Annotated in this window: 19 protein-coding genes; 11 read left to right on the top strand and 8 right to left on the bottom strand. The window is 64.9% G+C overall.

From position 1 onward, the window contains the following. Positions 1 to 4 precede the first annotated feature (4 nt). On the top strand, positions 5 to 3,079 hold the full coding sequence (locus tag L1F06_RS18730) for an efflux RND transporter permease subunit (protein ID WP_003246069.1): 3,075 nt from the start codon (positions 5 to 7) through the stop codon (positions 3,077 to 3,079). A 57-nt stretch (positions 3,080 to 3,136) separates the two neighbouring features. On the opposite strand, the gene bfr is transcribed toward L1F06_RS18730, so the two are convergent. From bfr to L1F06_RS18715, 3 genes are all read right to left on the bottom strand, one after another. Beyond that, the gene (bfr, locus tag L1F06_RS18725; protein WP_003246067.1) at positions 3,137 to 3,607 is read right to left on the bottom strand and encodes a bacterioferritin; all 471 of its coding nucleotides are present in this window, start codon (positions 3,605 to 3,607) and stop codon (positions 3,137 to 3,139) included. Between the two features lie 269 nt (positions 3,608 to 3,876). Continuing rightward, complete coding sequence (glpD, locus tag L1F06_RS18720; RefSeq protein ID WP_129481689.1) at positions 3,877 to 5,406, bottom strand: glycerol-3-phosphate dehydrogenase; 1,530 nt, start codon at positions 5,404 to 5,406, stop codon at positions 3,877 to 3,879. A 195-nt stretch (positions 5,407 to 5,601) separates the two neighbouring features. Beyond that, positions 5,602 to 6,360 (bottom strand): DeoR/GlpR family DNA-binding transcription regulator, encoded by a 759-nt coding sequence (locus tag L1F06_RS18715; protein WP_003246065.1) that lies wholly within the window; start codon positions 6,358 to 6,360, stop codon positions 5,602 to 5,604. Positions 6,361 to 6,454: 94 nt separating this feature from the next. On the opposite strand from L1F06_RS18715, the gene ybaK reads away from it, so the two are divergent. From ybaK to L1F06_RS18700, 3 genes are all read left to right on the top strand, one after another. Next, the gene (ybaK, locus tag L1F06_RS18710; protein WP_129481688.1) at positions 6,455 to 6,925 is read left to right on the top strand and encodes a Cys-tRNA(Pro) deacylase; all 471 of its coding nucleotides are present in this window, start codon (positions 6,455 to 6,457) and stop codon (positions 6,923 to 6,925) included. 56 nt (positions 6,926 to 6,981) lie between these two features. Continuing rightward, positions 6,982 to 8,469, top strand: a complete 1,488-nt coding sequence (gene glpK / locus L1F06_RS18705; RefSeq protein WP_129481687.1) for a glycerol kinase GlpK — start codon at positions 6,982 to 6,984, stop codon at positions 8,467 to 8,469. Positions 8,470 to 8,637: 168 nt separating this feature from the next. Continuing rightward, positions 8,638 to 9,444, top strand: a complete 807-nt coding sequence (locus tag L1F06_RS18700; RefSeq protein ID WP_129481686.1) for a PhzF family phenazine biosynthesis protein — start codon at positions 8,638 to 8,640, stop codon at positions 9,442 to 9,444. A 1-nt stretch (position 9,445) separates the two neighbouring features. On the opposite strand, the gene L1F06_RS18695 is transcribed toward L1F06_RS18700, so the two are convergent. Together L1F06_RS18695 and argF are read right to left on the bottom strand one after the other, a co-directional pair. After that, positions 9,446 to 10,552, bottom strand: coding sequence for an ABC transporter ATP-binding protein (locus L1F06_RS18695; protein ID WP_129481685.1), 1,107 nt, complete (start codon positions 10,550 to 10,552; stop codon positions 9,446 to 9,448). Beyond that, positions 10,549 to 11,469, bottom strand: a complete 921-nt coding sequence (argF, locus tag L1F06_RS18690; RefSeq protein WP_129481684.1) for an ornithine carbamoyltransferase — start codon at positions 11,467 to 11,469, stop codon at positions 10,549 to 10,551. Before argF ends, L1F06_RS18695 begins: the two co-directional genes overlap by 4 nt. Positions 11,470 to 11,804: 335 nt before the next feature. Between argF and L1F06_RS18685 the strand changes: the two genes are divergently transcribed. The 3 genes from L1F06_RS18685 to grxD all read left to right on the top strand — a co-directional run bounded on the left by L1F06_RS18685 (position 11,805) and on the right by grxD (position 14,941). Next, entirely contained in the window at positions 11,805 to 12,236 is a 432-nt protein-coding gene (locus L1F06_RS18685; RefSeq protein ID WP_003246059.1) for a hypothetical protein, read from the top strand. Between the two features lie 145 nt (positions 12,237 to 12,381). Beyond that, positions 12,382 to 14,490 carry a molybdopterin oxidoreductase family protein gene (locus tag L1F06_RS18680; RefSeq protein ID WP_129481683.1) on the top strand — a complete coding sequence of 703 codons (2,109 nt, stop codon included), beginning with the start codon at positions 12,382 to 12,384 and terminating at the stop codon, positions 14,488 to 14,490. A 124-nt stretch (positions 14,491 to 14,614) separates the two neighbouring features. Continuing rightward, positions 14,615 to 14,941: a Grx4 family monothiol glutaredoxin gene (gene grxD / locus L1F06_RS18675; RefSeq protein WP_003246056.1), complete on the top strand. Its 327-nt coding sequence runs from the start codon at positions 14,615 to 14,617 to the stop codon at positions 14,939 to 14,941. A 111-nt stretch (positions 14,942 to 15,052) separates the two neighbouring features. Here grxD and L1F06_RS18670 read toward each other — a convergent pair whose 3' ends face one another. Genes L1F06_RS18670 through L1F06_RS18660 form a run of 3 tightly spaced genes read right to left on the bottom strand, consistent with a single transcriptional unit; the run spans position 15,053 to position 18,154 of the window. Then, positions 15,053 to 15,391, bottom strand: coding sequence for a YdbL family probable chaperone protein (locus L1F06_RS18670; protein WP_003246055.1), 339 nt, complete (start codon positions 15,389 to 15,391; stop codon positions 15,053 to 15,055). A gap of 11 nt (positions 15,392 to 15,402) precedes the next feature. Then, positions 15,403 to 15,594 carry a YnbE family lipoprotein gene (locus tag L1F06_RS18665; RefSeq protein ID WP_003246054.1) on the bottom strand — a complete coding sequence of 64 codons (192 nt, stop codon included), beginning with the start codon at positions 15,592 to 15,594 and terminating at the stop codon, positions 15,403 to 15,405. 4 nt (positions 15,595 to 15,598) lie between these two features. Continuing rightward, entirely contained in the window at positions 15,599 to 18,154 is a 2,556-nt protein-coding gene (locus L1F06_RS18660) for an intermembrane phospholipid transport YdbH family protein (protein WP_129481682.1), read from the bottom strand. A gap of 132 nt (positions 18,155 to 18,286) precedes the next feature. On the opposite strand from L1F06_RS18660, the gene L1F06_RS18655 reads away from it, so the two are divergent. From L1F06_RS18655 to L1F06_RS18640, 4 genes are all read left to right on the top strand, one after another. Further along, positions 18,287 to 18,658, top strand: a complete 372-nt coding sequence (locus L1F06_RS18655; RefSeq protein ID WP_096825801.1) for an XRE family transcriptional regulator — start codon at positions 18,287 to 18,289, stop codon at positions 18,656 to 18,658. A 235-nt stretch (positions 18,659 to 18,893) separates the two neighbouring features. Further along, on the top strand, positions 18,894 to 19,646 hold the full coding sequence (locus L1F06_RS18650) for an RES family NAD+ phosphorylase (protein WP_129481681.1): 753 nt from the start codon (positions 18,894 to 18,896) through the stop codon (positions 19,644 to 19,646). A gap of 425 nt (positions 19,647 to 20,071) precedes the next feature. Beyond that, positions 20,072 to 20,323 carry an SEL1-like repeat protein gene (locus tag L1F06_RS18645; protein ID WP_003246046.1) on the top strand — a complete coding sequence of 84 codons (252 nt, stop codon included), beginning with the start codon at positions 20,072 to 20,074 and terminating at the stop codon, positions 20,321 to 20,323. A gap of 53 nt (positions 20,324 to 20,376) precedes the next feature. After that, on the top strand, positions 20,377 to 21,852 hold the full coding sequence (locus tag L1F06_RS18640) for a DNA recombination protein RmuC (RefSeq protein ID WP_129481680.1): 1,476 nt from the start codon (positions 20,377 to 20,379) through the stop codon (positions 21,850 to 21,852). Positions 21,853 to 21,871: the final 19 nt, after the last annotated feature.

Below are 21,871 nucleotides of genomic sequence, written 5' to 3'. Positions count from 1 at the left end.
CGGCATGAGCTTCAACCTGTCTGCCTGGGCGCTGCGCCATCGCCAGATCGTGCTCTACATCATGCTGCTGCTGGCCGTGGTGGGGGCGCTTTCCTATACCAAGCTCGGCCAGAGCGAAGATCCTCCCTTCACCTTCAAGGCCATGGTGATCCGCACCAACTGGCCGGGCGCCAGCGCCGAGGAGGTGTCGCGCCAGGTCACCGAACGCATCGAGAAGAAGCTGATGGAGACCGGCGAGTACGACCGCATCACCAGCTTCTCGCGGCCGGGCGAGTCGCAGGTCACCTTCATGGCGCGTGACTCGATGCGCAGCTCGGAGATTCCCGAGCTGTGGTACCAGGTGCGCAAGAAGGTCAGCGACATTCGCCATACGCTGCCACCGGGCATTCAGGGCCCGTTCTTCAACGACGAGTTCGGCACCACCTTCGGCAACATCTACGCCCTGACTGGCAACGGTTTCGACTACGCAGTGCTCAAGGACTACGCCGACCGCATCCAGCTGCAGCTGCAGCGCGTCAAGGACGTCGGCAAGGTGGAGCTGGTCGGCCTGCAGGACGAGAAGATCTGGATCGAGCTGTCCAACACCAAGCTGGCCACCCTCGGCTTGCCGCTGGCGGCGGTGCAGCAGGCGCTGGAGGCGCAGAACGCGGTGGCTGCCGCGGGCTTTTTCGAGACCGCCAGCGAGCGCATTCAGCTACGCGTGACCGGGCGTTTCGAGTCGGTGGAGGAGATTCGCGACTTTCCCATTCGCGTCGGTGATCGCACCTTCCGCATCGCCGACGTGGCCGAGGTCAAGCGCGGCTTCAACGATCCACCCGCGCCGCGTATGCGCTTCATGGGCGAGGATGCCATCGGTCTGGCCGTGTCGATGAAGGCCGGCGGCGACATTCTGGTGCTGGGCAAGGCGCTGGAGGGCGAGTTCGCCCGCCTGCAACAGACGCTCCCGCTGGGCATGGAGCTGCGCAAGGTGTCGGATCAGCCGGCGGCGGTGAAGACCGGCGTGGGCGAGTTCGTCAAGGTGCTGGTCGAGGCGCTGGTGATCGTGCTGGCGGTCAGCTTCTTCTCCCTCGGCCTGCGCACCGGCCTGGTGGTGGCGCTGGTGATTCCGCTGGTGCTGGCGATGACCTTCGCCACCATGTACTACCTCGGCATCGGCCTGCACAAGATTTCCCTCGGCGCCCTGGTACTTGGCCTCGGCCTGCTGGTGGACGACGCGATCATCGCGGTGGAGATGATGGCGATCAAGATGGAGCAGGGCTACGACCGCTTCAAGGCGGCTAGCTTCGCCTGGACCAGCACGGCGTTCCCCATGCTCACCGGTACCCTGATCACCGCCGCGGGCTTTCTGCCCATCGCCACCGCGCAGTCCGGCACGGGCGAATACACCCGTTCGATCTTCCAGGTGGTGGCCATCGCCCTGATCGCCTCGTGGATCGCCGCCGTGATGTTCGTGCCCTATCTCGGCGACAAGCTGCTGCCCGACCTGGCCAAGCTGCATGCCGCCAAGCATGGCGGCAGCGACGCCGGCCATGACCCCTACGCGACCCCCTTCTACCGTCGCGTGCGGGCTGCCGTGGAGTGGTGCGTGCGCTACCGGGGCACGGTGATCATGCTGACCATCGGCCTGTTCGTCGCGTCGGTGCTGCTGTTCCGTTTCGTACCGCAGCAGTTCTTCCCGGCGTCCGGGCGTCTGGAGCTGATGGTGGACATCAAGCTGGAAGAGGGCGCGTCGCTCAGTGCCACCGAGGCCGAGGTACGTCGCCTGGAACAGCTGCTCAAGGAGCAGCCGGGCATCGACAACTACGTGGCCTATGTCGGCACCGGTTCGCCGCGTTTCTACCTGCCGCTGGACCAGCAGTTGCCGGCAGCCAGCTTTGCCCAGTTCGTGGTGCTGGCCTCGAGCATCGAGGAGCGCGAGCGTCTGCGCACCTGGCTGATCCAGGTGATGAACGATGAGTTCCCAGCCCTGCGCAGTCGCGTCAGCCGCCTGGAAAACGGCCCGCCCGTGGGCTATCCGATCCAGTTCCGCGTCAGCGGCGAGCATATCGACGAGGTGCGCGCCCTGGCTCGCCAGGTGGCGGACAAAGTGCGTGAGAACCCGCATGTGGTCAACGTGCACCTGGATTGGGAGGAGCCGAGCAAGGTGGTGATCCTCAATATCGATCAGGACCGCGCCCGTGCACTGGGAGTCAACACCGCCGAGCTGTCGCGTTTCCTGCAGGGCTCGCTGTCCGGCACCAGTGTCAGCCAGTATCGCGAGGGCAATGAGCTGATCGAGATCCTGCAGCGCGGTACCGCGCAGGAGCGCAAGGCCCTGAGCCTGCTGCCCAGCCTGGCGGTCCCGACCGACAGCGGCCGCAGCGTGGCCCTGTCGCAGGTGGCGACCTTGGAATACGGTTTCGAGGAGGGCATCATCTGGCACCGCAATCGCCTGCCCAACGTCACGGTGCGCGCCGATGTCTACGGCCAGCAGCAGCCGGCCAGCCTGACCCAGCAGATCCTGCCGACCCTGGAGCCTATTCGCGCCGAACTGCCCGATGGCTACCTGCTGGAAGTCGGCGGTACGGTGGAGGATTCCGCCCGCGGGCAGAAGTCGGTGAACGCCGGCGTGCCGCTGTTCATCGTCGTGGTGCTGACGCTGCTGATGCTGCAGCTCAAGAGTTTCTCGCGGTCGGCGATGGTGTTTCTCACCGCGCCGCTGGGGCTGATCGGGGTGACCCTGTTCCTGCTAATCTTCCGTCAACCGTTCGGCTTCGTCGCCATGCTCGGCACCATTGCCCTGGCCGGCATGATCATGCGCAACTCGGTGATTCTGGTCGACCAGATCGAGCAGGACATCGAGGCCGGACTGGACCGCTGGCACGCCATCATCGAAGCCACGGTGCGCCGCTTCCGGCCCATCGTGCTGACGGCGCTGGCCTCGGTGCTGGCGATGATCCCGCTGTCGCGCAGCGTGTTCTTCGGGCCGATGGCGGTGGCCATCATGGGCGGCCTGGTGGTGGCCACGGCCTTGACCCTGCTGTTCCTGCCGGCGCTGTATGCGGCCTGGTTCCGGGTCAAGGAGCAGGAGGCGCGCTGATTGCCTGGCGCAATAAAAAACGGGAGCCATTGGCTCCCGTTTTTTGTTGCGGCTGACTTATTCGTCCATCTGCGACTGCAGGTAATTCTGCAGGCCTACCGCCTCGATCAGGCCCAGTTGGGTTTCCAGCCAGTCGATGTGGTCTTCCTCGGAGCAGAGGATTTCTTCCATCAGCTCACGACTGGCGTAGTCGCCGATGCTTTCGCAGTAGGCGATGCCGGCCTTGAGATCGGCATGGGCCTTGTGCTCGAGCTTCAGGTCGCATTCGAGCATTTCCTTGGTGTTCTCGCCGATCAGCAGCTTGCCCAGATCCTGCACATTGGGAATGCCTTCGAGAAACAGGATGCGCTTGATCAGCTTGTCGGCGTGCTTCATCTCGTCGATGGACTCGTGATACTCGTGCTCGCCAAGCTTTTTCAGGCCCCAGTCTTCGTACATGCGCGCATGCAGGAAGTACTGGTTGATGGCGACCAGTTCGTTACCGAGAATCTTGTTCAGGTGCTGAATGACCTTCTTGTCGCCTTTCATGATCGCTCCTGCTGTTTCGATGAAGGTGGATGACTACGAATTTTCTGCCCCGTTTTCTTCTCTGTCAAACCTAAGTTATTGAAAGATAAGTAAAAATAAAACTGAATACGAATGTTTCGATTCCGCATCAAAGTGCCAAGTTATTGAATTGACGCAATAAAAAACTTGCCCGGGAATTCAACTGGCTGAATGGTCCGGAAAGCGGATCGACAAATTTTTTTTCGCGCCATAAAAAAGCCCCGCAGAGCGGGGCATTGAGCACGCGGAATTCAGGCGGCGTGAGCGGAATGCGGGTCGTGACTGCGCAGGTAGTCCTGCAGGCGGGCCTGCTGGCTCGGCGTCATGAACAGGCCCAGCTTGCTGCGCCGCCAGAGCAGGTCGGCGCTGCCGCGCACCCATTCCTCACGGCGCAGGTAGTCGACTTCGCGGGTGTAGAGCCCGGCGCCGAGATGTTCGCCAAGATCGGTCAGGTTGTGTACGCCCTCGAGCAGGCGCCAGGTGCGGCTGCCATAGCTGACGGCCCAGCGCCTGGCCAGGCTGGTGGGTAACCAGCCATGGCGCTCGCAGAGGGCTTCGATCAGCGCGCTCAGGCTCTCCAGATTCTCGCCCCCGGGCAAGGGGGCGCTGGCGGTCCAGGCCGGTCCCAGGTTCGCAAAGTAGGGCTGCAGCTGCGCCATGGCGGATTCGGCCAGCTTGCGGTAGGTGGTCAGCTTGCCGCCGAATACCGAGAGCAGCGGCGCTTCGCCAGGTGCACCGGACAACGACAGGGTGTAGTCGCGGGTAATGGCCGAAGGCTCGTCCGACTCGTCGTCGCACAGCGGGCGGACCCCGGAGAAGCTGTACAGCACGTCGGCGCGGCTCAGCTGCTGCTTGAAATGGTCGTTGACCACCTTGAGCAGGTAGTCGGTTTCCTCGGCGCTGACGGCCACCTGCGCCGGGTCGCCCTGGTATTCACGGTCGGTGGTGCCGATCAGGGTGAAGCGTTCCAGATAGGGAATGGCGAAGACGATGCGTCGGTCCTCGTTCTGCAGGATGTAGGCCTGCTCGCCCTCGTACAGGCGCGGTACCACGATATGGCTGCCCTGGATCAGGCGGATGCCGTAGGGCGACTGCTGTTTGAGGTCTTCGCGGATGAAGCGGGCAACCCAGGGGCCGGCGGCGTTGACCAGCCCGCGGGCGCGGATGGAGAACAGGCTGCCATCGTTGCGTTCGAGGTGGATGTGCCACAGGCCCTTGCTGCGTCGCGCGCTGACGCAGCGGGTGCGGGTATGGATATGAGCGCCTTTCTCGCGGGCGGCCATGGCATTGAGTACCACCAGGCGGGCGTCGTCCACCCAGCAGTCGGAGTACTCGAAGCCGCGGCTGATCTCCGCCTTGAGCGGGCTGCCGGCGCCGAAGCGCAGGCCGCGCGAGGGGGGCAGACGTTCGCGCTTGCCGAGGTGGTCGTAGAGAAACAGGCCGGCGCGAATCATCCAGGCCGGACGCAGGTGCGGGCGGTGCGGCAGAACGAAGCGCATGGGTTTGACGATATGCGGCGCCTTGGCCAGCAACACCTCACGCTCGGCCAGGGCCTCGCGCACCAGGCGGAACTCGTGATGCTCCAGATAGCGCAGGCCGCCATGGATCAGCTTGCTGCTGGCCGAGGACGTGTGGCTGGCCAGGTCATCCTTTTCGCAAAGGAATACGGACAGGCCGCGGCCGGCCGCGTCAGCGGCGATGCCCACGCCATTGATGCCGCCGCCAACGACGGCGAGGTCATAGACTTCCGCAACGGGACTGGCGAACGGATCGTGAGGCATGGGGCACGCTCGGCTATTGGATTCGAATGTGTTGATGTTCACTTTCGAAAATATGCTAGACGAAGATGCGCGACTTCGCTAGCCCGCTGCGCGATTGTGCGCCGAGTGGTCGTGGAGCGAGGGGAGGGCGGGTGCAGCCGGCCAGCGCGGGGCTGGCGATGGGCACCCGCGCTGCAGCAGCCGGCTTCGGCCTGATCAGACCAGGTCGAGCTGGACCTTGTGGCTGTGCAGCAGGCGGGCGATGGCGGGCGACGGTGCGCAGTCGGTGAACACGCGGTCGACCAGGGCGATGGAGCCCAGGCGGACCACGGCATTGCGACCGAACTTGCTGGAGTCGGCGGCGAGAAACACCTGGCGGGCGTTGTCGATGATGGCCTGGGAAACCCGCACTTCCTGATAGTCGAAGTCGAGCAGGCTGCCGTCCTCGTCGATGCCGCTGATGCCGACGATGGCGTAGTCGACCTTGAACTGCTGGATGAAATCCACCGCCGCCTGGCCGACGATGCCGCCGTCGCTGCGCACCGTGCCGCCGGCCACCAGCACCTCGAAGTCGGCCTTGGCGCTGAGCTGGGCGGCCACGTGCAGGTTGTTGGTGATGATCTTCAGACCCTTGTGGTTCTGCAGCTCGCGGGCGATGGCTTCGGTGGTGGTGCCGATGTTGATGAACAGCGAGGCATGATCGGGAATTTGCGCGGCCACGGCTTCGGCGATGCGCTGTTTTTCCTCGCGCATCTGCCCGGCCCGCATGCCGTAGGCGGTGTTCTGAATGCTCGAGGCCTCGCAGGCGGCGCCACCGTGGGTACGGCGCAGCAGGCCGTGCTCGGCCAGCTGATTGATGTCGCGACGTATGGTCTGTGGAGTGACGGCGAAGGCCTGGGCCAGTTCGTCGATGCTGACGTAGCCGCGCTCACGGGCGAGATTGAGGATGTCGTGTTGGCGAGGGGCCAGATTCATGATGGCTTCCTTTGGTGACGGACCATTATAGGCTGCCCAACCGGACGATTTCGGCTAATGTACGCTTTCTTTCAGCTTGTTTTCACATTCGAACATGACCCCAGCCATCGACCTGTTGAAGAAAGCCAAGGCCGTGCACCGGGTGCATAGCTATCAGCACGATCCCAAGGCCCCGTCCTATGGGCTGGAGGCGGCGGAGAAACTCGGCCTGGCACCTGCGCAGGTGTTCAAGACCCTGCTCGCCGCGACCGAGAAGGGCGAGCTGCTGGTGGCGGTGGTTCCGGTTGCCGGCAGTCTCGACCTCAAGGCGCTGGCGCTGGCCGCCGGAGCGAAGAAGGCGGACATGGCCGACCCGGCCGCGGCCCAGCGCGCCACCGGTTACCTGCTGGGCGGCATCAGCCCGCTGGGGCAGAAGAAGCGTCTGCGTACCTTCATCGACAGCTCGGCCCGCAACCATTCCAGCATCTACGTCAGCGCCGGGCGGCGCGGCCTGGAGGTGGAACTGGCGGCCGAGGTGCTGGCGAAGCTCACCCAGGCCGGTTTCGCCGAAATCGGTCGCCCATGACTTGAATCGCCTGCGTTCGCGCAGCGAACAGACGACATAACAACAAGGAAACGCGCATGTCCAAATACCTGCTAGCCATCGATCAGGGCACCACCAGTTCCCGTGCCATCATCTTCAGTGCCCAGGGCTTGCCGGTGGCGCGTGCCCAGCAGGAGTTCAAGCAGTACTTTCCGCAGGACGGCTGGGTCGAGCACGATGGCCAGGAAATCTGGCTGTCCACCCTCAAGGTCTGTCGCGAGGCCATCGCCAGCAGCGGCCTGCAGGCGGAGGCGATCGCTGCCATCGGCATCACCAATCAGCGTGAGACCACCCTGGTGTGGGATGCCGCCAGCGGCACCCCCATTCACCCGGCCATCGTCTGGCAGGACCGCCGTACCGCCGATTATTGCGCCGGCCTCAAGGATGCAGGGCACGAGGCCATGGTGTCGGCCAAGACCGGTCTGCTGATCGACCCCTATTTCTCCGCCACCAAGCTGCGCTGGATCCTGGAAAACGTACCCGGCGCCCGCGAGCGTGCGCAGCGCGGCGAGCTGCGCTTCGGTACGGTGGACAGCTTCCTGTTGTGGCGCCTGACCGGTGGCAAGGTGCATCGTACCGATGCCAGCAATGCCTCGCGCACGCTGATGTTCAACATCCACACCCAGCAATGGGATCAGGACTTGCTCGAGCTGTTCGACATCCCTGCCAGCCTGTTGCCCGAGGTGCTCGATTGCGCGGCCGAGTTCGGTCATGCCGAAGCCGAGCTGCTCGGTGCCAGTATTCCGGTGCTGGGCATGGCCGGCGATCAGCAGGCGGCGCTGATCGGTCAGGCCTGCTTCGAGCCCGGCATGGTCAAGAGCACCTATGGCACCGGCTGTTTCATGATCCAGAACACCGGCGATCAGCCGGTGAGCTCGAAGAATCGCCTGCTGACCACCGTCGGCTATCGCCTGGGTGGCAAGGTCACCTACGCCGTGGAGGGCAGCATCTTCGTCGCCGGGGCGGCGGTGCAGTGGCTGCGCGACGGCATCAAGCTGATCAGCCATGCGCGTGACAGCGAGGCGCTGGCCGAGGCCACCGGCGAGGCCTGTGGCGTCTACCTGGTACCGGCCTTCACCGGCCTGGGCGCGCCGTACTGGGACCCCAAGGCGCGCGGCGCGATCTTCGGCCTGACCCGCGATACCGGGATCAAGGAGATCGTCACCGCCGGCCTGCAGTCGGTGTGCTACCAGACCCGCGACCTGCTCGAGGCCATGCGTCAGGACGGCGCCGCGGCGCCCAGCGCGCTGCGGGTGGACGGCGGCATGGTGGAGAACAACTGGGTCATGCAGTTTCTCGCCGACATCCTCGGGGTCAGCGTCGAGCGCCCCGAGGTCACCGAGACCACGGCGCTGGGGGTTGCCTATCTGGCCGGCCTGCAACTGGGGCTCTATCCCGATCTGAAGGCCATTGCCAGTCACTGGCATCGCCAGCATCGCTTCGAGCCGCGGATGAGCGAGACGCACCGTGAGCGCCTCTATGCCGGTTGGCTGGATGCGGTGAAGCGGGTGCGCAGCGAGGGCTGAGCGGCGTCGCAAGAGCGTGGGAGCGGCTGCAGATATGGAGCCTGGGCCGGCGCTGAGCAAGCCGCTTGTGCGGATGGCGCCCAGGGCATCTGGAAAACGGCAACTGTATCTGTTGCCGCTTACCTGGCGCAGGCATGCTGGCCGCTCTTGTCTGGTCAGGAACGCATCATGCCGCTCGAATTTCATCAAGTTGACGCCTTTACCGACCGTCCTTTCGCGGGCAACCCCGCCATGGTCTATCGCCTCGATGCCTGGCTCGACGATGCGCTGATGCAGCGCATCGCCGCCGAGCACAACCTGGCCGAGACGGCATTCGTGGTGAAGGAGGGCGAAGCCTGGCATATCCGCTGGTTCACGCCGGCCAGCGAGGTGCCGCTGTGTGGCCATGCGACGCTGGCCAGCGCCAAGGTACTGTTCGATCTCTATCAGGAAGCGGGTGAGGTGCTGCTGTTCACCTGCCTGTCCGGCGAGCTGCGTGTGACCCGCCAGGGCGAGCGGCTGGAGCTGGATTTCCCGCTGCGCCCGGTGGTGCCGGCGCCGGCATCGCTGCATGCCCAGGTCGACCGTGCGCTAGGTCTGGCGGCGCAGGACGTGCTGACCTTGCTCAACGCCGATGGCAGCGTGCAGGAGTTGATGGTGGTGCTCGCCAGCGAGGCGCAGGTGCGGGGCTTCGCTCCCCATCTGCCGGCGCTGGCCGAGCTGCCGGGGCTGGGCGTGCTGATCACGGCGCCCGGCGAGCGGCATGATTTCGTCTCGCGCTACTTTGCGCCGAGCATCGGCATCGATGAGGACCCGGTCACCGGCTCCACCCACTGCATGCTCATGCCTTACTGGGCAGAACGCCTGGAGCGCAGCGAACTGAGCGCCTTTCAGTGCTCGGCGCGCGGTGGCGAGCTGCTCTGTCGCCTGGAGGGGGAGCGGGTCAAGATCGCCGGCCATGCGCGGCACATCGCCTCTGGCCGGCTGATGCTCTGATTCAGTTGCTGCTGACCCGGCGCACGCCGCCGGAGTCGGTCAGCTGCAACTGCGCCGCCACGCTGCCCAGAGCCGGGAAGGCCACCAGGTGATCGGCGGCGATGCGGATGCCCACTTCGTCACCCGGCAGGTGGTCGGCATGGCTGGGGAAGATCGATTCCAGCTGGCTGCCGGTGGGCAGCTGCAGGCGATAGAGAGTGGCGGCGCCGAGGAAGGTCTTGCCGACGATGCGCGCCTTCAGCCCGCTGCTCTCATCCGGGACGATGTCGTCCGGGCGCAACAGCACGTCCACCGCGCTGCCCTGTGCCCAGGTATAGGCACGGTTGCCGCGAATCACCCCCAGCTCGGTCTGCACCGTATCCGGGCTGAGCAACTGGCCGCGAATGAAGTAGCCCTGGCCGATGAAACTGGCGACGAAGGGGGTGAGCGGCTCGTGGTACAGATTGAACGGCGTATCCCACTGCTCCAGGCGGCCCTGATTGAAGACGCCGACGTGATCGCTGACGGCGAAAGCCTCTTCCTGATCGTGGGTGACCAGAATGGCGCTGGTGCCGCGCGCCTTGAGAATCTCGCGCACCTCATGACTGAGGCGTCGACGCAACTCGCCATCGAGGTTGGAAAAGGGCTCGTCGAGCAGCAGCAGCTGTGGTTCCGGCGCCAGGGCGCGGGCCAGGGCGACACGCTGTTGCTGCCCGCCGGACAGCTCGTGCGGATAGCGTTTGGCCAGGTGACCGAGCTTGACCAGCTCCAGCAGCTCCTGGGTTACGCGCTCGGCGTCGGGTTGTTTGCGAATGCCGAAGGCGATGTTCTCGGCCACGCTCAGGTGGGGAAACAGGGCGTAGTCCTGAAACACCATGCCGATGTGGCGTTTCTCCGGAGCCAGGGTAAAACCGGCGCGGGAAATCACTTCGCCTGCCAGTTCGATCTCGCCTTCGAGCACCGGCTCGAAACCGGCGATGGCGCGCAGCGTGGTGGTCTTGCCGCAGCCGGAGGGGCCGAGCAGGCAGCCGATGTCACCTGCGTTCAGATGCAGATCGAGGTCCTGCACCACCTTGTGCGCGTGGTAGCCGCAATTCAGCCCGCGCAGTTGCAGCAACGGTTCGCTCATGCGTGGTGATACGCCGGTTCGACCAGCATTTCCAGCAGCGCCTTCTGCGCGTGCAGGCGATTTTCGGCCTGATCCCAGGCTACCGAGCGTGGGTCGTCGAGCAGATCGACGCTGATTTCCTCTCCGCGGTGGGCCGGCAGGCAGTGCATGAACAGCACGTCCTCGGCCGCGCGGTCGAGCAGTTGCGGGGTTACCTGGTAGGGGCGGAACAGCGCCATGCGCTGTGCGGCCTCGTCTTCCTGGCCCATTGAGGCCCAGACGTCGGTGCTCACCAGGTGGGCGCCGGCCACCGCCTCGCGCGGGTCGCGCAGCACCTGCACGCGCTCGCCGGCCTGGGCGAGGAAACGTGCGTCCGGCTCGTAGCCTGCGGGGCAGGCGACCTTGAGCTGGAAGTCGAACTGCATCGCCGCTTCGATGTAGGAGTTGCACATGTTGTTGCCGTCGCCGATCCAGGCCACGGTCTTGCCGGCGATGCTGCCACGGTGTTCGAGGAAGGTCTGCATGTCGGCCAGCAACTGGCAGGGGTGCAGGTCGTCGGACAGGCCGTTGATCACCGGCACTCGGGACTTGGCGGCGAATTCGGTGAGGTTGCTGTGGGCGAAGGTACGGATCATCACGGCGTCGAGCATGCTCGACATGACGATGGCGGCGTCGCCGATCGGCTCGCCGCGGCCCAGCTGGGTATCGCGCGGCGAGAGGAAGATGGCCTGGCCGCCGAGCTGGATCATGCCGGCTTCGAACGACAGGCGGGTGCGGGTCGAGGCCTTCTCGAAGATCATGCCCAGCACGCGGTTCTTCAGCGGTTCGAACAGCACACCGCGATTGCGCAGGTCCTTCAGCTCGATGCCTCGGCGGATCAGCCCCACCAGTTCGTCCGGTGTGTAATCCATCATCGAGAGAAAGTGTCTGACGCTCATCGTTAACTACCTTTATCACTACAGTTCGCAAGCCCGAGGCGAATGCAAAAAAACGGGAAAACGGCAGGGCTTGCGGCAGAGGCCGCAGGGTGCGACGAAACAGGGGAAGGCGCGATCTTATAAGGAAATGACGAGAAGGCGCAAATTGCCGCCCTCGAACCGGCAAATGGATGTTTTGTAAGTCTTTTCGCAAAGCTGCGTGCGAAATGTCACAAAACTGACATCATTGCTTGCGCCGCTCTGGAACGGGCCTCTAGGATGCCGCCGCCTTTCCTAGGCAATGCATTGCCCCGCAACGGGGACATCCATGGAATATATGTGCAAAGGAGTTTTGCATGAAACACGTAGCCTACGCCGCCGCTTTCTCCGCTCTCGCCCTGCTGACTGGCTGTGCCAGCCAGAACGTTAGCCAGCCGACCGTTCCGCTGAACGGCACCGTGCAGACCAACCTGAAGGCCGACGTGAAAGTGGGCGAGCCCATCTCCGGTCAATCTTCGGTGAACATCCTGTTCGGTGTGTTCAAGCTGGGCGGTGATACCCAGTTCGCCGATGGCGTGACCTACGGTGGTGGCGAGGGTGGTTTCGCGCTGGGTCTCGACCCGGTTGCTTCCGCCAAGTCCGCAGCTGCCTACAAGGCAGTCAAGGCCTCGGGTGCCGACGTGATCGTCGCCCCGCGTTACGAAGTGAACGTTCAGGATTACTTCGTGTACAAGACCGTGAGCGTCAGCGTTACCGGCAACAAGGGCACCGTGACCTCCATCCGTTAATTCGGATCGTTGCGACCCTGAATCGGCAGGCATGATGCCTGCCGATTCATGAGACGAACGCTGCTGGCGTCGTCCCCTTGCCCGGCCCATAGTTCGAAGTCTGCGACCTGACCGGTCGTCTCGCATCAGAACAAGAGGCCAGGCCATGACCAAGTCCCTCCATTACCGTGCATGCCATCTGTGCGAAGCCATCTGCGGCCTCGCCATCGAAACCGAGCTCCAGCCTGACGGCAGCACGCAGATCCGCTCGATCAAGGGCGACCCCCAGGACAGCTTCAGCCGCGGCCATATCTGCCCCAAGGCGGTGGCGCTGCAGGACATCCAGAACGACCCCGACCGCATTCGCCAGCCCATGCGCCGCAGCGGCGAGCAGTGGCAGGCCATCGCCTGGGACGAGGCCTTCGAGCTGGTCGCCGAGCGCCTCAGCGCGATCCGCGCCGAGCACGGGCAGAACGCCGTGGCCGTGTACCAGGGCAACCCCAGCGTGCACAACTACGGGCTGATGACCCACAGCAACTACTTCCTCGGCCTGCTGAAGACGCGCAACCGTTTCTCGGCCACCTCGGTCGACCAGCTGCCGCATCACCTGACCAGCCATTTGATGTACGGCCACGGCCTGCTGATCCCGATTCCGGACATCGACCACACCGACTTCATGCTGATTCTCGGCGGCAACCCGCTGGCCTCCAACGGCAGCATCATGACCGTGCCGGATGTGGAGAAGCGCCTGAAGGCCATCCAGGCCCGTGGCGGCAAGCTGGTGGTGGTCGACCCGCGGCGCAGCGAGACTGCCGCCATCGCCGATCAGCACCTGTTCGTGCGTCCCGGCAGCGATGCCGCGCTGCTGCTGGCGCTGCTCAATACCCTGTTCGAGGAAGGCCTGACCCGTGGCAGCCATCTGCCGGTGGAGGGGCTTGAGCAGGTGCGCGCGGCCATCGCCGAATTTACGGCCGAAGCCATGAGCGCTCGCTGTGGCGTACCGGCTGCCACCATTCGCCAGCTGGCGCGGGACTTCGCCGCGGCGGACAAGGCGGTCTGCTATGGGCGCATGGGCGTTTCCACCCAGACCTTCGGTACCCTCTGCCAATGGCTGGTGCAGCTGATCAACCTGGTTACCGGCAACCTCGATCGGGTCGGCGGGGCACTCTGCACCATGCCCGCGGTGGACCTGGTGGCGAGCACCTCGGGCGGGCATTTCAATCGCTGGCAGAGCCGGGTGTCCGGGTTGCCGGAATACGGCGGTGAGCTGCCGGTCTCGGCGTTGGCCGAAGAGATGCTCACCCCCGGCGAGGGGCAGATCCGCGCGCTGGTCACGGTGGCCGGCAATCCGGTGCTGTCCACCCCCAATGGTCGCCAGCTGGAGCAGGCGCTGCAGGGGCTGGACTTCATGCTCTCGGTGGATTTCTACATCAACGAGACCACCCGTTACGCCGACCTGATCCTGCCGCCGACCGCGCCGCTGGAACACGATCACTACGACACCACCTTCAACGTCTTCGCGGTGCGCAACGTCACCCGCTTCAACGAGGCGATCCTGGCCAAGCCGGAAGGTGCGCTGCACGACTGGGAAATCTTCGTCGGCCTGGCCCAGGCCTTTGCCGCGCGCAATGGCCTGGAGCTGAAGCCGACCCTGGCACCGGAGCAGATGATCGACATGGGGCTGCGCTTCGGCCCCTATGGGGATCGCAGCGAGCGCAAGCTCAGCCTGGCAGCGCTGCGCGATCACCCGCACGGGCTCGACCTAGGGCCCTTGCAGGCGAACCTGGCGGCGCGGCTGAAGACCGCTTCGAAGGCCGTCGAGGCGGCTCCCGAACTGCTGCTGGGCGACCTCGCACGCTTCGCCGCGCAGGTGCCGCCAGCGGCGGACGAACTGCTGCTGATTGGCCGACGCCACGTGCGCAGCAACAATTCCTGGATGCACAACTACCACCGCCTGGTGAAGGGCAAGCCGCGTCACCAGCTGCTGATGAATCCGTCCGACCTGGCCAGTCGTGGCCTGGTCGACGGCCAGCGCGTGCAGGTGCGCTCGCGGGTTGGCAGCATCGAGGTGGAGGTGGCGGCCAGCGACGAGGTGATGGCCGGCGTGGTCAGCCTGCCGCACGGCTGGGGGCATGCGCGCCCCGGCGTGCAGATGGCTATTGCCAGCGAGCAGCCGGGCGCCAGTGCCAACGACCTGACCGACGAGCGCCGCCTCGATGCGTTGTCCGGCAATGCGGTGCTCAATGGCGTGCCGGTCGAGGTGGTGGCCGCATAGCTGCGATCCGGGGTCGTATCAAGGCAAGGGAGCGACGGCAAGGCCGAGCATTGTGCTCGGCTTTTCGCTACAATCGCGCCACCGTGGCGACCGTCGGGTCGCGAAGTCTATGCTGAGGTGCCCAATGGATATCATCGAAACCATCAAAGAGCAGATCGCCAACAACACCGTTCTGCTGTACATGAAAGGCTCGCCCAACGCGCCGCAGTGTGGCTTCTCCGCCCGTGCCGCCCAGGTGGTGATGGGTTGTGGCGAGAAGTTCGCCTATGTCGACATCCTGCAGAATCCGGAAATCCGCGCCAACCTGCCGAAGTACGCCAACTGGCCGACTTTCCCGCAGCTGTGGGTGGCCGGCGAGCTGGTCGGCGGCAGCGACATCCTCACCGAGATGTACGAGAAGGGCGAGCTGCAGACCCTGATCAAGGATGCCGTGAGCAAAGCCGGCGCCTGATCGCTGCCTTCGCAAAAAAGAACCCGCCTAGGCGGGTTCTTTCGTTTCTGCGCCTAATAAAGCCGACGGGCGCCGGTGCGCACGGCCTGGGCGGCACCGCGATACCCTAAGTCACTTCTGCAGCCACTGGCCATTGAGCTGGATGAACTGTCCCTTCGGCGTGCGCTCGATGGCCTTCTTGCCGGCGATGGCTTCGACATCGCTCAGGCTGATTCCGTTGTCCTGCGCCACCTTCTGATACTCGGCACGGCGCGCCTGGTTGATCAGGCGGGCGATTTCCTCGGCCTGGCCACCGGGCTTGACCACGCCGAGGTAGCCGTTGGGTTGCTCGCCCAGCTGCCCGCTGCTCTTGGCCTCGCCGAGTGCGCTCATGGCCTGGTTGAGGTTCAGTGCGTAGGCCGGCAGGCTCAGGCTCAATGCCAGCAACAGGGTCGAAATGTAACGGATCATCGCCTTTCTCCTTAGAACAGACCGCTGCCTTCGCTAAATACGCTGTCCAGAGCCTTGTCCACTTTGATGTAGATTTCGTGCTCGACCTTGACGTTCAGGTTGATGTTGATCGGCTCGTTGGGCATGGCCAGTTGTACCGTCGGGGTACAGGCCAGGCACAGCAGCCCCAGGCTCAGGACTGCGAGGAGGCGGTACGTGCGCATGGCGCTACTCCTTTGATTCTTGGGGGACACGCTGGCGCATCCATTGCTGAATCCGTTGCTGGATGATGCCACTGACCTTGTCGGTCAGCTGCAGACTGGCCAGCAGGGCCGGAACGTCTTCTTCCAGGTTGATGTTGAAGTGGATGGGCCGGCCCTTCTCGATGGCCGGGTTCTGTCCATGCAGACGCATGCCCAAGCGCAGTGTGCCGGACTGATCATAGTCGACGCTACTGCTGAGCAGATCGTAGTGGAAGTCCTCCAGTGCGTCGGTGACCAGTTTCATGCCGGGGTTGGCCTGGCCCATGGCGCGAATGCGCGGCGACTGAAAGCGCAGTCGCCCTCCCGGCGGCCTGGCTTCGATCAGGCCCTGCTCGATGCTGATGGCGTCGCCCAGGCGCAGCGGCAGGGTGCCGTCGATCAGCCCATTGCCGGACAGGCCTTCGGCCGGGTAGACGCGAAACAGCTCTTGCAGATCCAGGCCGCTGAGGCGCAGGGGCAGCAACTGGCTGGGCTGTGCCAGTGCCCAGGTTGCCGGTGCCAGGCTCAGGCTGCCGCCGAGCACGCCCAGCTCGGCGCGCTGGTGTGTCAGGTTGCCGGCCAGCGGCCGCTGCAGGCTGGCTTGGTAGCTGGCCTGCAGTTGCAGGGGGCCGAGTTCGATGCCGGGATCGAGCTGGCGGGCACTCAGTTGCGGCAGGTCGAGGCGCAGTCGATCGCCGGCCAGTTGCAGGCGCAGTTCGGCATCGACACCGTTCAGGGTGGTGCGGTCATAGACGCCGGCCAGACCCTTGCCGGTCAGACTGGCCTTGAGCTGCAGGGGCTTGCCGCTGGGCAGTTGCAACTGCGCCTCGGCCTGCACGCGGCCATTGTCCAGCGACAGCAATGGCGGCCAGGCGGCCAGGGTCTGTGCCAACGGGTTGCCGGCACGCAGGAACAGCTCGTCGAGGGTGGCATTGAGCTTCAGTGCATTGGTCGTGTTGTTCAGGCGCAGGGCCGCGCTCAGGCCCGAATCGGCCAGCAGGGCGCCGTCGAGGGACTGACGGGCGCTGTTCGCGTCGATCCGTCCCTGCCATTGCCAGCCCTGTGTCTGCAATTGCGGGTGCTGCAGGCGTTGGATGCGGATGCCCAGCGGGCCGGAGAGAGTCGGTGCGCTCGGGGTGCCGCCCAGTTCAGTGCCGGCCAGTGTCGCCTGAGCCTGCTGCAGGTCCAGCTCGGCGCTGCGCAGGCGCTGGACGTCGAGGCGGGACTTGCCTGTTAGGCCAAGCTGCCACTGCTGCGCCGTGACGCTGCCCTTGAGGGCGAGATTCAGGCGCAGGTCATCGAGACGACTGTCGGTCAGGTCCAGGCGTTTGCTGCGGGCTTGCAACTGCAGCTGTCGAACTTCCACCGCCCAGGCGGGGGATTGGCGCAGGCCAAGCTCGGCATCGGCCTGCAGTTCCAGCGGACCTTGCCCGCTGACTTTCAGTCGCAGGGCCAGCTCCTCGTCGGTAGCGTCGTCCAGTGGGGCGAAGTGCAACTGCAATCGCTGCGGTCGCAGGCCGCTCGGCAGCGACGCCAGCCAGGGTGCATCCTGAGCGTCGAGCTGCAGCTGGCCGTCCAGGCGGCGGGCCTGCCACTGGCCCATGGCGTTGCGCAGGTCGAGCGCCAGCTCGCCGCTGACCAGGCCGACGCCGGGAAGCGGCCAGGGCTGCGGCAGCTGCGCATCGACTCGCAGCCATCCGGGCGTGGCGAGCAGCGCGCTGAATGCCAGGGTTTCCTGCGGCACCTGCAGCTGCCACTGGGCGTTCACGCCTGCCTGCCGGGGCGTGTCAGGCAGGGCGGCGGTGTCGAGCTGCGTCCATTCGCTCAGCCAGTCGACGAGCCAGGCCGTATCCGGTAATGCAGCGATCTCCAGGTTGCCGCTCCATTGCAGGGCAGCGGCCTGAGGCTGCAGGTCGCTGTGCAGGGTGATCTGCGGTTGGTCGTCGAGCAGCAGGTTCAGCTGCGCCTGGCGCGGGCTGTCCGGCGCACTGCCGAGCCCCTGCAACTGCGCACTCAACTGCGCCTGGTGCGTGTCGCGCAGGAGCAGGGCGCGCAGCTGCAGCTCATCGTCCAGCAGCTGCAATTCGAGGTCGCCCTGCAGTGTGCAGCGGCCGCTGTGACAGGGCAGCTGCGCCTGGGCGTCGTGCACCTCGATTCGTCGCGGTAGCCATGGCAGGGTCTGGGTCAGACTCTGGAGGACACCGGCCGGATCGTTTGCGCTCAGGCTTTCGGGTTCTGTCTGCTCAGGCCGCCAGAACAGCCGCACATCCTGCGCAGTCAGGCGGTAGCGAGGCGCTTCGCTGGCCAGCCAGTAGAGGCGCACCTGCCCGGCCTGCATCTGCAGCTCACCGCTACGGCGCTGCACCAGGCTCACGCCTTGTAGCTGCAGGCCGCGCCAGGACAGGCTCAGGTGCTGCCAGTCCAGTTCGATGTGCTGCTCCTCGAGCAGTTGCTGCATGCGGTAGCCGGCATAGCAGACCAGTAGCGACAGCAGCGCCAGTGTCGCGACGCAGATGCTCAGCCAGAAACGCTGGCGGCTCATGAGTTTTCCTTGCTCGATGCGGTCCATCGGACGGTACCCCATGCCCGAGTGAGTGCCAAGCGACTTTCCGTGCTATTGTGTGTTTACAGCTTTTGATGTTTATTTTGTTGTGAACAAGCGAAGGAGGAAGTGATGAGCGCGGTGACTCACTGTCAACCCGACGCCGATGCGGTGCTGGCCAAGGCGCTGCTCAATACCCGCGAGCAACTGGGGTTGACCCAACAGGAACTGGCGGACATCGTCGGCGTCCATCGCAGTGCCATCGGGCGCTGGGGCGAGCAGGGCGGTTTGCGTCCGCAGAGCAAGACCGGTGAACTGGCGTTGTTGCTGATCCGGGTCTACCGAGCCCTGTTCGCCCTGTTCGGCGGCAATCAGCAGGACATGCGCCATTTTCTGCGTACCGAGAACCGCCATCTGGCTGGCGTGCCGCTGCAGCAGATGACTCAGGTGCAGGGCTTGGTGCGCGTCGTCGAGTATCTCGACGCCATTCGCGGCAAGGTCTGAAAGCCAACAAGTCCTGCGGCATCGAGAACGGGCTCGGTAGGCTGCGTACGACCAGCGCAGTTCGTCCGAAGGGGTGATTGCCGTGGGTCAAGATGCTGTATAAAAATACAGTTTTTCGCGGCTCTGAGCATTGCTTGCCTGCTGTGATCAGCCGGAGGCTGTCACTAACCCAGCGCCTTGTACGGCTCCAGCGTCGCGATGCCTTGAGCAGGCTCTACCCTTGGGAGGTATCGCCATGGACATCTGGCAACTATGCGAAGGCGAACGGCAGGTTCGACCGTTGCGCGGCAAGCTGCTGCGCATGGTGGAGAGCCAGGCGCAAGTCGCCACCCTGCAACTGGTCGATACCCTGGCCGAGCAGGCTCTGCTGGAAGAGTTGCTCGAAGCCAGCAAGCCGCCGCTGCCGCAGGGCAGCGAGCCGCTGCACTATCTGCTGAAGACGCCGTTTCGCTATCCGCCGCTGCGCTGGGGCTCGCGCTTTGGCACGGTGCACGAACCCAGCCTGTTCTACGCGGCCTTGCGGTTGGAAACGGCGATGGCCGAGGCGGCCTACTATCGCTTCGTGCTGTGGAACGGCATGGTCAGTCCGCCGCCCAGCGGGCGCATCCTTTCCGAACATTCCACCTTCGAGGCGCGCTATCGGGTCGAGCGCGGCATTCAGCTGCAGCAGCCGCCATTCGACCTGCATCGCCAGTTGCTGGCCCATCCCAGCGATTACAGCGTGCCGCAAGGTTTGGGGGCGGCGATGCGAGCGGCCGGCATCGAGGCCTTCGAGTACCGCTCGGCGCGCTGCCCGGCCGGTGGCAGCAATGTTGCGCTGTACGTTCCCGGTGCGTTTGCGGAAAAGCGACCACGCAACCTGACCGCCTGGCTGTGCGAAACCACCGGCGAATACGTGGCCTTCAAGCATGCCCAGACCCCCGATCAGCCGCGGCTGTTTCGCTGGGAGCAGTTCCTGGTTCAAGGGCAGTTGCCGCAGCCCGCATGACCGCGTCGATGCCCCGAAACAGAGCGCTGCGCGGATCTGTCGCAGGGAGTTGTGCACAATGCTGATGCAGGCTGTCACATCACTGTCAGAAACAACGCTAAACGCTTGATTTTTCGTGGCTGATTTTTAAGTCAATGAAAAATATGCATTTTTTTCGTTGGTGAAAAAATCGACAGTTTGACTGAGAGCCCCGAAGCATCGGGGCTCACGTCCCTTTCGCCCAAGTTGTGCACGGAGTTATCCACAGCTTCTGTGGATTGTGCCGAGCGCTTGCTCTGGAACGCCAATGGTGGGTTTTGGCAAGTCTTTACCTCGGCAAAAAAAGGAGTAGAGTGGCGCGCCCCGGCAGTCACCCCTTCTTTTTTATGCCACGCGTTACACCCGCTACCACCTCGGCCCCCGACTCCAATGCCTCGCGTTTGCCCATGCGTGTCGCCCTCTGGCTGCTCGACAGCCCGCGCCTGGGGCAGACCCCCAGTGTCAAACGCATCGCCGGCAACCTGCTCAAGCAGCCCGCGCGCAAGGGCTGCGTGCAGGCGCAGAGCCGCCTGGGGCAATTGCTGTGCCGCGACTGCGGCAATCCGCGCGACCGCCGCATGGGCTTCGAACTGCTGCGCCAGGCGGCCAGGGCCGGTGACCGCGGCGCACAGCTGGAGCTGGAGCGTCTGGCGCGCTGACCCCACGGACGGGCTGGCTGGGTATACTGCCAGCGGTTCAACATGGAGTGTCTATGCCCGTCGACCCCCTATCCCTCGCCATTGGTGCCGCCGCGGCCCTTGTTCCGCTGCTGGCTGGTCTCTGGTCGCTGCAACGACGCGTCGCCCAGGCGCAGAGCGAGCAGGCGCTGCTGCAGGAGCGCCTGGAACACGCCCAACTGAGCCAGACAGGCTTGCTCGCTCAGCTCGACGCCTGCCGTGCCGAGCTGGCCGAGGTCAGCGAGATCAAGGTGGAGCAGCAGAGCGAACTGGCCGGCCTGCGGCGCGAGAACGAGCTGCTGCAGCAGGAGCGACAGATCGCCCGTGAGGCGGCGCAATCCTGGCATCAGCAGCGCGAACGCAACGAGGCCGAACTGCGCCGGCTGACCGCCGAATGCGCAGCGCTGGCCGCCGAGCTGCAGGAGCATCGCGATAATCAGCAGCAGCGCCTCGATGATCTGCAGGGCGCGCGCGACGAGTTGCGCGCGCAGTTCGCCGAGCTGGCGACGAAGATCTTCGACGAGCGCGAGCAGCGTTTCGCCGAAACCAGCCAGCAGCGTCTCGGCCAGTTGCTCGATCCGCTCAAGGAGCGCATCCAGGCCTTCGAGAAGCGCGTCGACGAGAGTTACCAGCAGGAGGCGCGCGAGCGTTTCTCCCTGGGCAAGGAGCTGGAGCGTCTGCAGCAGCTCAACCAGCGCCTGGGCGATGAAGCGACCAACCTGACCCGTGCGCTCAAGGGCCAGAAGACCCAGGGCAACTGGGGCGAGCTGGTGCTCGAAAGGGTGCTGGAGCATGCCGGCCTGGAAAAGGGTCGCGAGTATCACACCCAGGTCAGCCTCAAGGGGGAGGGCGGCGAGCGCTTCCAGCCCGATGTGCTGATCCGCCTGCCAGGCGAGAGACAGGTGATAGTCGATGCCAAGGTCAGCCTCAGCGCCTATCAGCAGTACGTCGCCGCCGTGGACGAGCCGCTCCGCCAGCAGGCGCTGAAGCAGCACCTGCTATCGCTGCGCAGTCACCTCAAGGGCCTGTCCGGCAAGGATTACCAGCGCCTGGAAGGCCTGCACAGCTTGGATTTCGTCCTGCTCTTCGTGCCCATCGAAGCGGCCTTCGCCGCAGCGCTGCAGGCCGAGCCCGACCTGTTTCAGGAAGCCTTCGAGCAGCAGGTGGTGATCGTCAGCCCGACCACCCTGCTGGCGACCCTGCGGGTGATCGACAGCCTCTGGCGTCAGGAGCGCCAGGGGCAGAACGCACGCGAAATCGCCGAGCGGGCCGGCCAGCTGTATGACAAGTTCGTCGCCTTCATCGCCGACCTCGATGAAATGGGCAGCCGCTTGCAGCAGCTGGACAAGGCGTACGCCAGCGCGCGCAACAAGCTGGTGGAGGGGCGCGGCAACCTGATCGGTCGTGCGGAGAATCTCAAGCTGCTTGGCGCCCGTGCCAGCAAGAGCCTGCCGACCGAGCTGCTCGAGCGCGCCGCCGACCTGCCGGCGCTGGACGAGCTGGGCGAGTAGCCGGCATCGCAGCTGCGCG

This window comes from Pseudomonas hydrolytica, assembly GCF_021495345.1.
In the GTDB taxonomy this organism is placed as follows: domain Bacteria; phylum Pseudomonadota; class Gammaproteobacteria; order Pseudomonadales; family Pseudomonadaceae; genus Aquipseudomonas; species Aquipseudomonas hydrolytica.
This window is presented reverse-complemented; position numbering and strand designations above follow the sequence as displayed.

Bases quoted from the DNA above. Each gene is read 5' to 3' on its own strand.
- L1F06_RS18730 (WP_003246069.1), top strand. From the start codon at position 5: ATGAGCTTCAACCTGTCTGCCTGGGCGCTGCGCCATCGCCAGATCGTG.
- bfr (WP_003246067.1), bottom strand. From the start codon at position 3,607: ATGAAAGGCGACAAGAAGGTCATTCAGCACCTGAACAAGATTCTCGGT.
- glpD (WP_129481689.1), bottom strand. From the start codon at position 5,406: ATGCCTCACGATCCGTTCGCCAGTCCCGTTGCGGAAGTCTATGACCTC.
- L1F06_RS18715 (WP_003246065.1), bottom strand. From the start codon at position 6,360: ATGAATCTGGCCCCTCGCCAACACGACATCCTCAATCTCGCCCGTGAG.
- ybaK (WP_129481688.1), top strand. From the start codon at position 6,455: ATGACCCCAGCCATCGACCTGTTGAAGAAAGCCAAGGCCGTGCACCGG.
- glpK (WP_129481687.1), top strand. From the start codon at position 6,982: ATGTCCAAATACCTGCTAGCCATCGATCAGGGCACCACCAGTTCCCGT.
- L1F06_RS18700 (WP_129481686.1), top strand. From the start codon at position 8,638: ATGCCGCTCGAATTTCATCAAGTTGACGCCTTTACCGACCGTCCTTTC.
- L1F06_RS18695 (WP_129481685.1), bottom strand. From the start codon at position 10,552: ATGAGCGAACCGTTGCTGCAACTGCGCGGGCTGAATTGCGGCTACCAC.
- argF (WP_129481684.1), bottom strand. From the start codon at position 11,469: ATGAGCGTCAGACACTTTCTCTCGATGATGGATTACACACCGGACGAA.
- L1F06_RS18685 (WP_003246059.1), top strand. From the start codon at position 11,805: ATGAAACACGTAGCCTACGCCGCCGCTTTCTCCGCTCTCGCCCTGCTG.
- L1F06_RS18680 (WP_129481683.1), top strand. From the start codon at position 12,382: ATGACCAAGTCCCTCCATTACCGTGCATGCCATCTGTGCGAAGCCATC.
- grxD (WP_003246056.1), top strand. From the start codon at position 14,615: ATGGATATCATCGAAACCATCAAAGAGCAGATCGCCAACAACACCGTT.
- L1F06_RS18670 (WP_003246055.1), bottom strand. From the start codon at position 15,391: ATGATCCGTTACATTTCGACCCTGTTGCTGGCATTGAGCCTGAGCCTG.
- L1F06_RS18665 (WP_003246054.1), bottom strand. From the start codon at position 15,594: ATGCGCACGTACCGCCTCCTCGCAGTCCTGAGCCTGGGGCTGCTGTGC.
- L1F06_RS18660 (WP_129481682.1), bottom strand. From the start codon at position 18,154: ATGAGCCGCCAGCGTTTCTGGCTGAGCATCTGCGTCGCGACACTGGCG.
- L1F06_RS18655 (WP_096825801.1), top strand. From the start codon at position 18,287: ATGAGCGCGGTGACTCACTGTCAACCCGACGCCGATGCGGTGCTGGCC.
- L1F06_RS18650 (WP_129481681.1), top strand. From the start codon at position 18,894: ATGGACATCTGGCAACTATGCGAAGGCGAACGGCAGGTTCGACCGTTG.
- L1F06_RS18645 (WP_003246046.1), top strand. From the start codon at position 20,072: ATGCGTGTCGCCCTCTGGCTGCTCGACAGCCCGCGCCTGGGGCAGACC.
- L1F06_RS18640 (WP_129481680.1), top strand. From the start codon at position 20,377: ATGCCCGTCGACCCCCTATCCCTCGCCATTGGTGCCGCCGCGGCCCTT.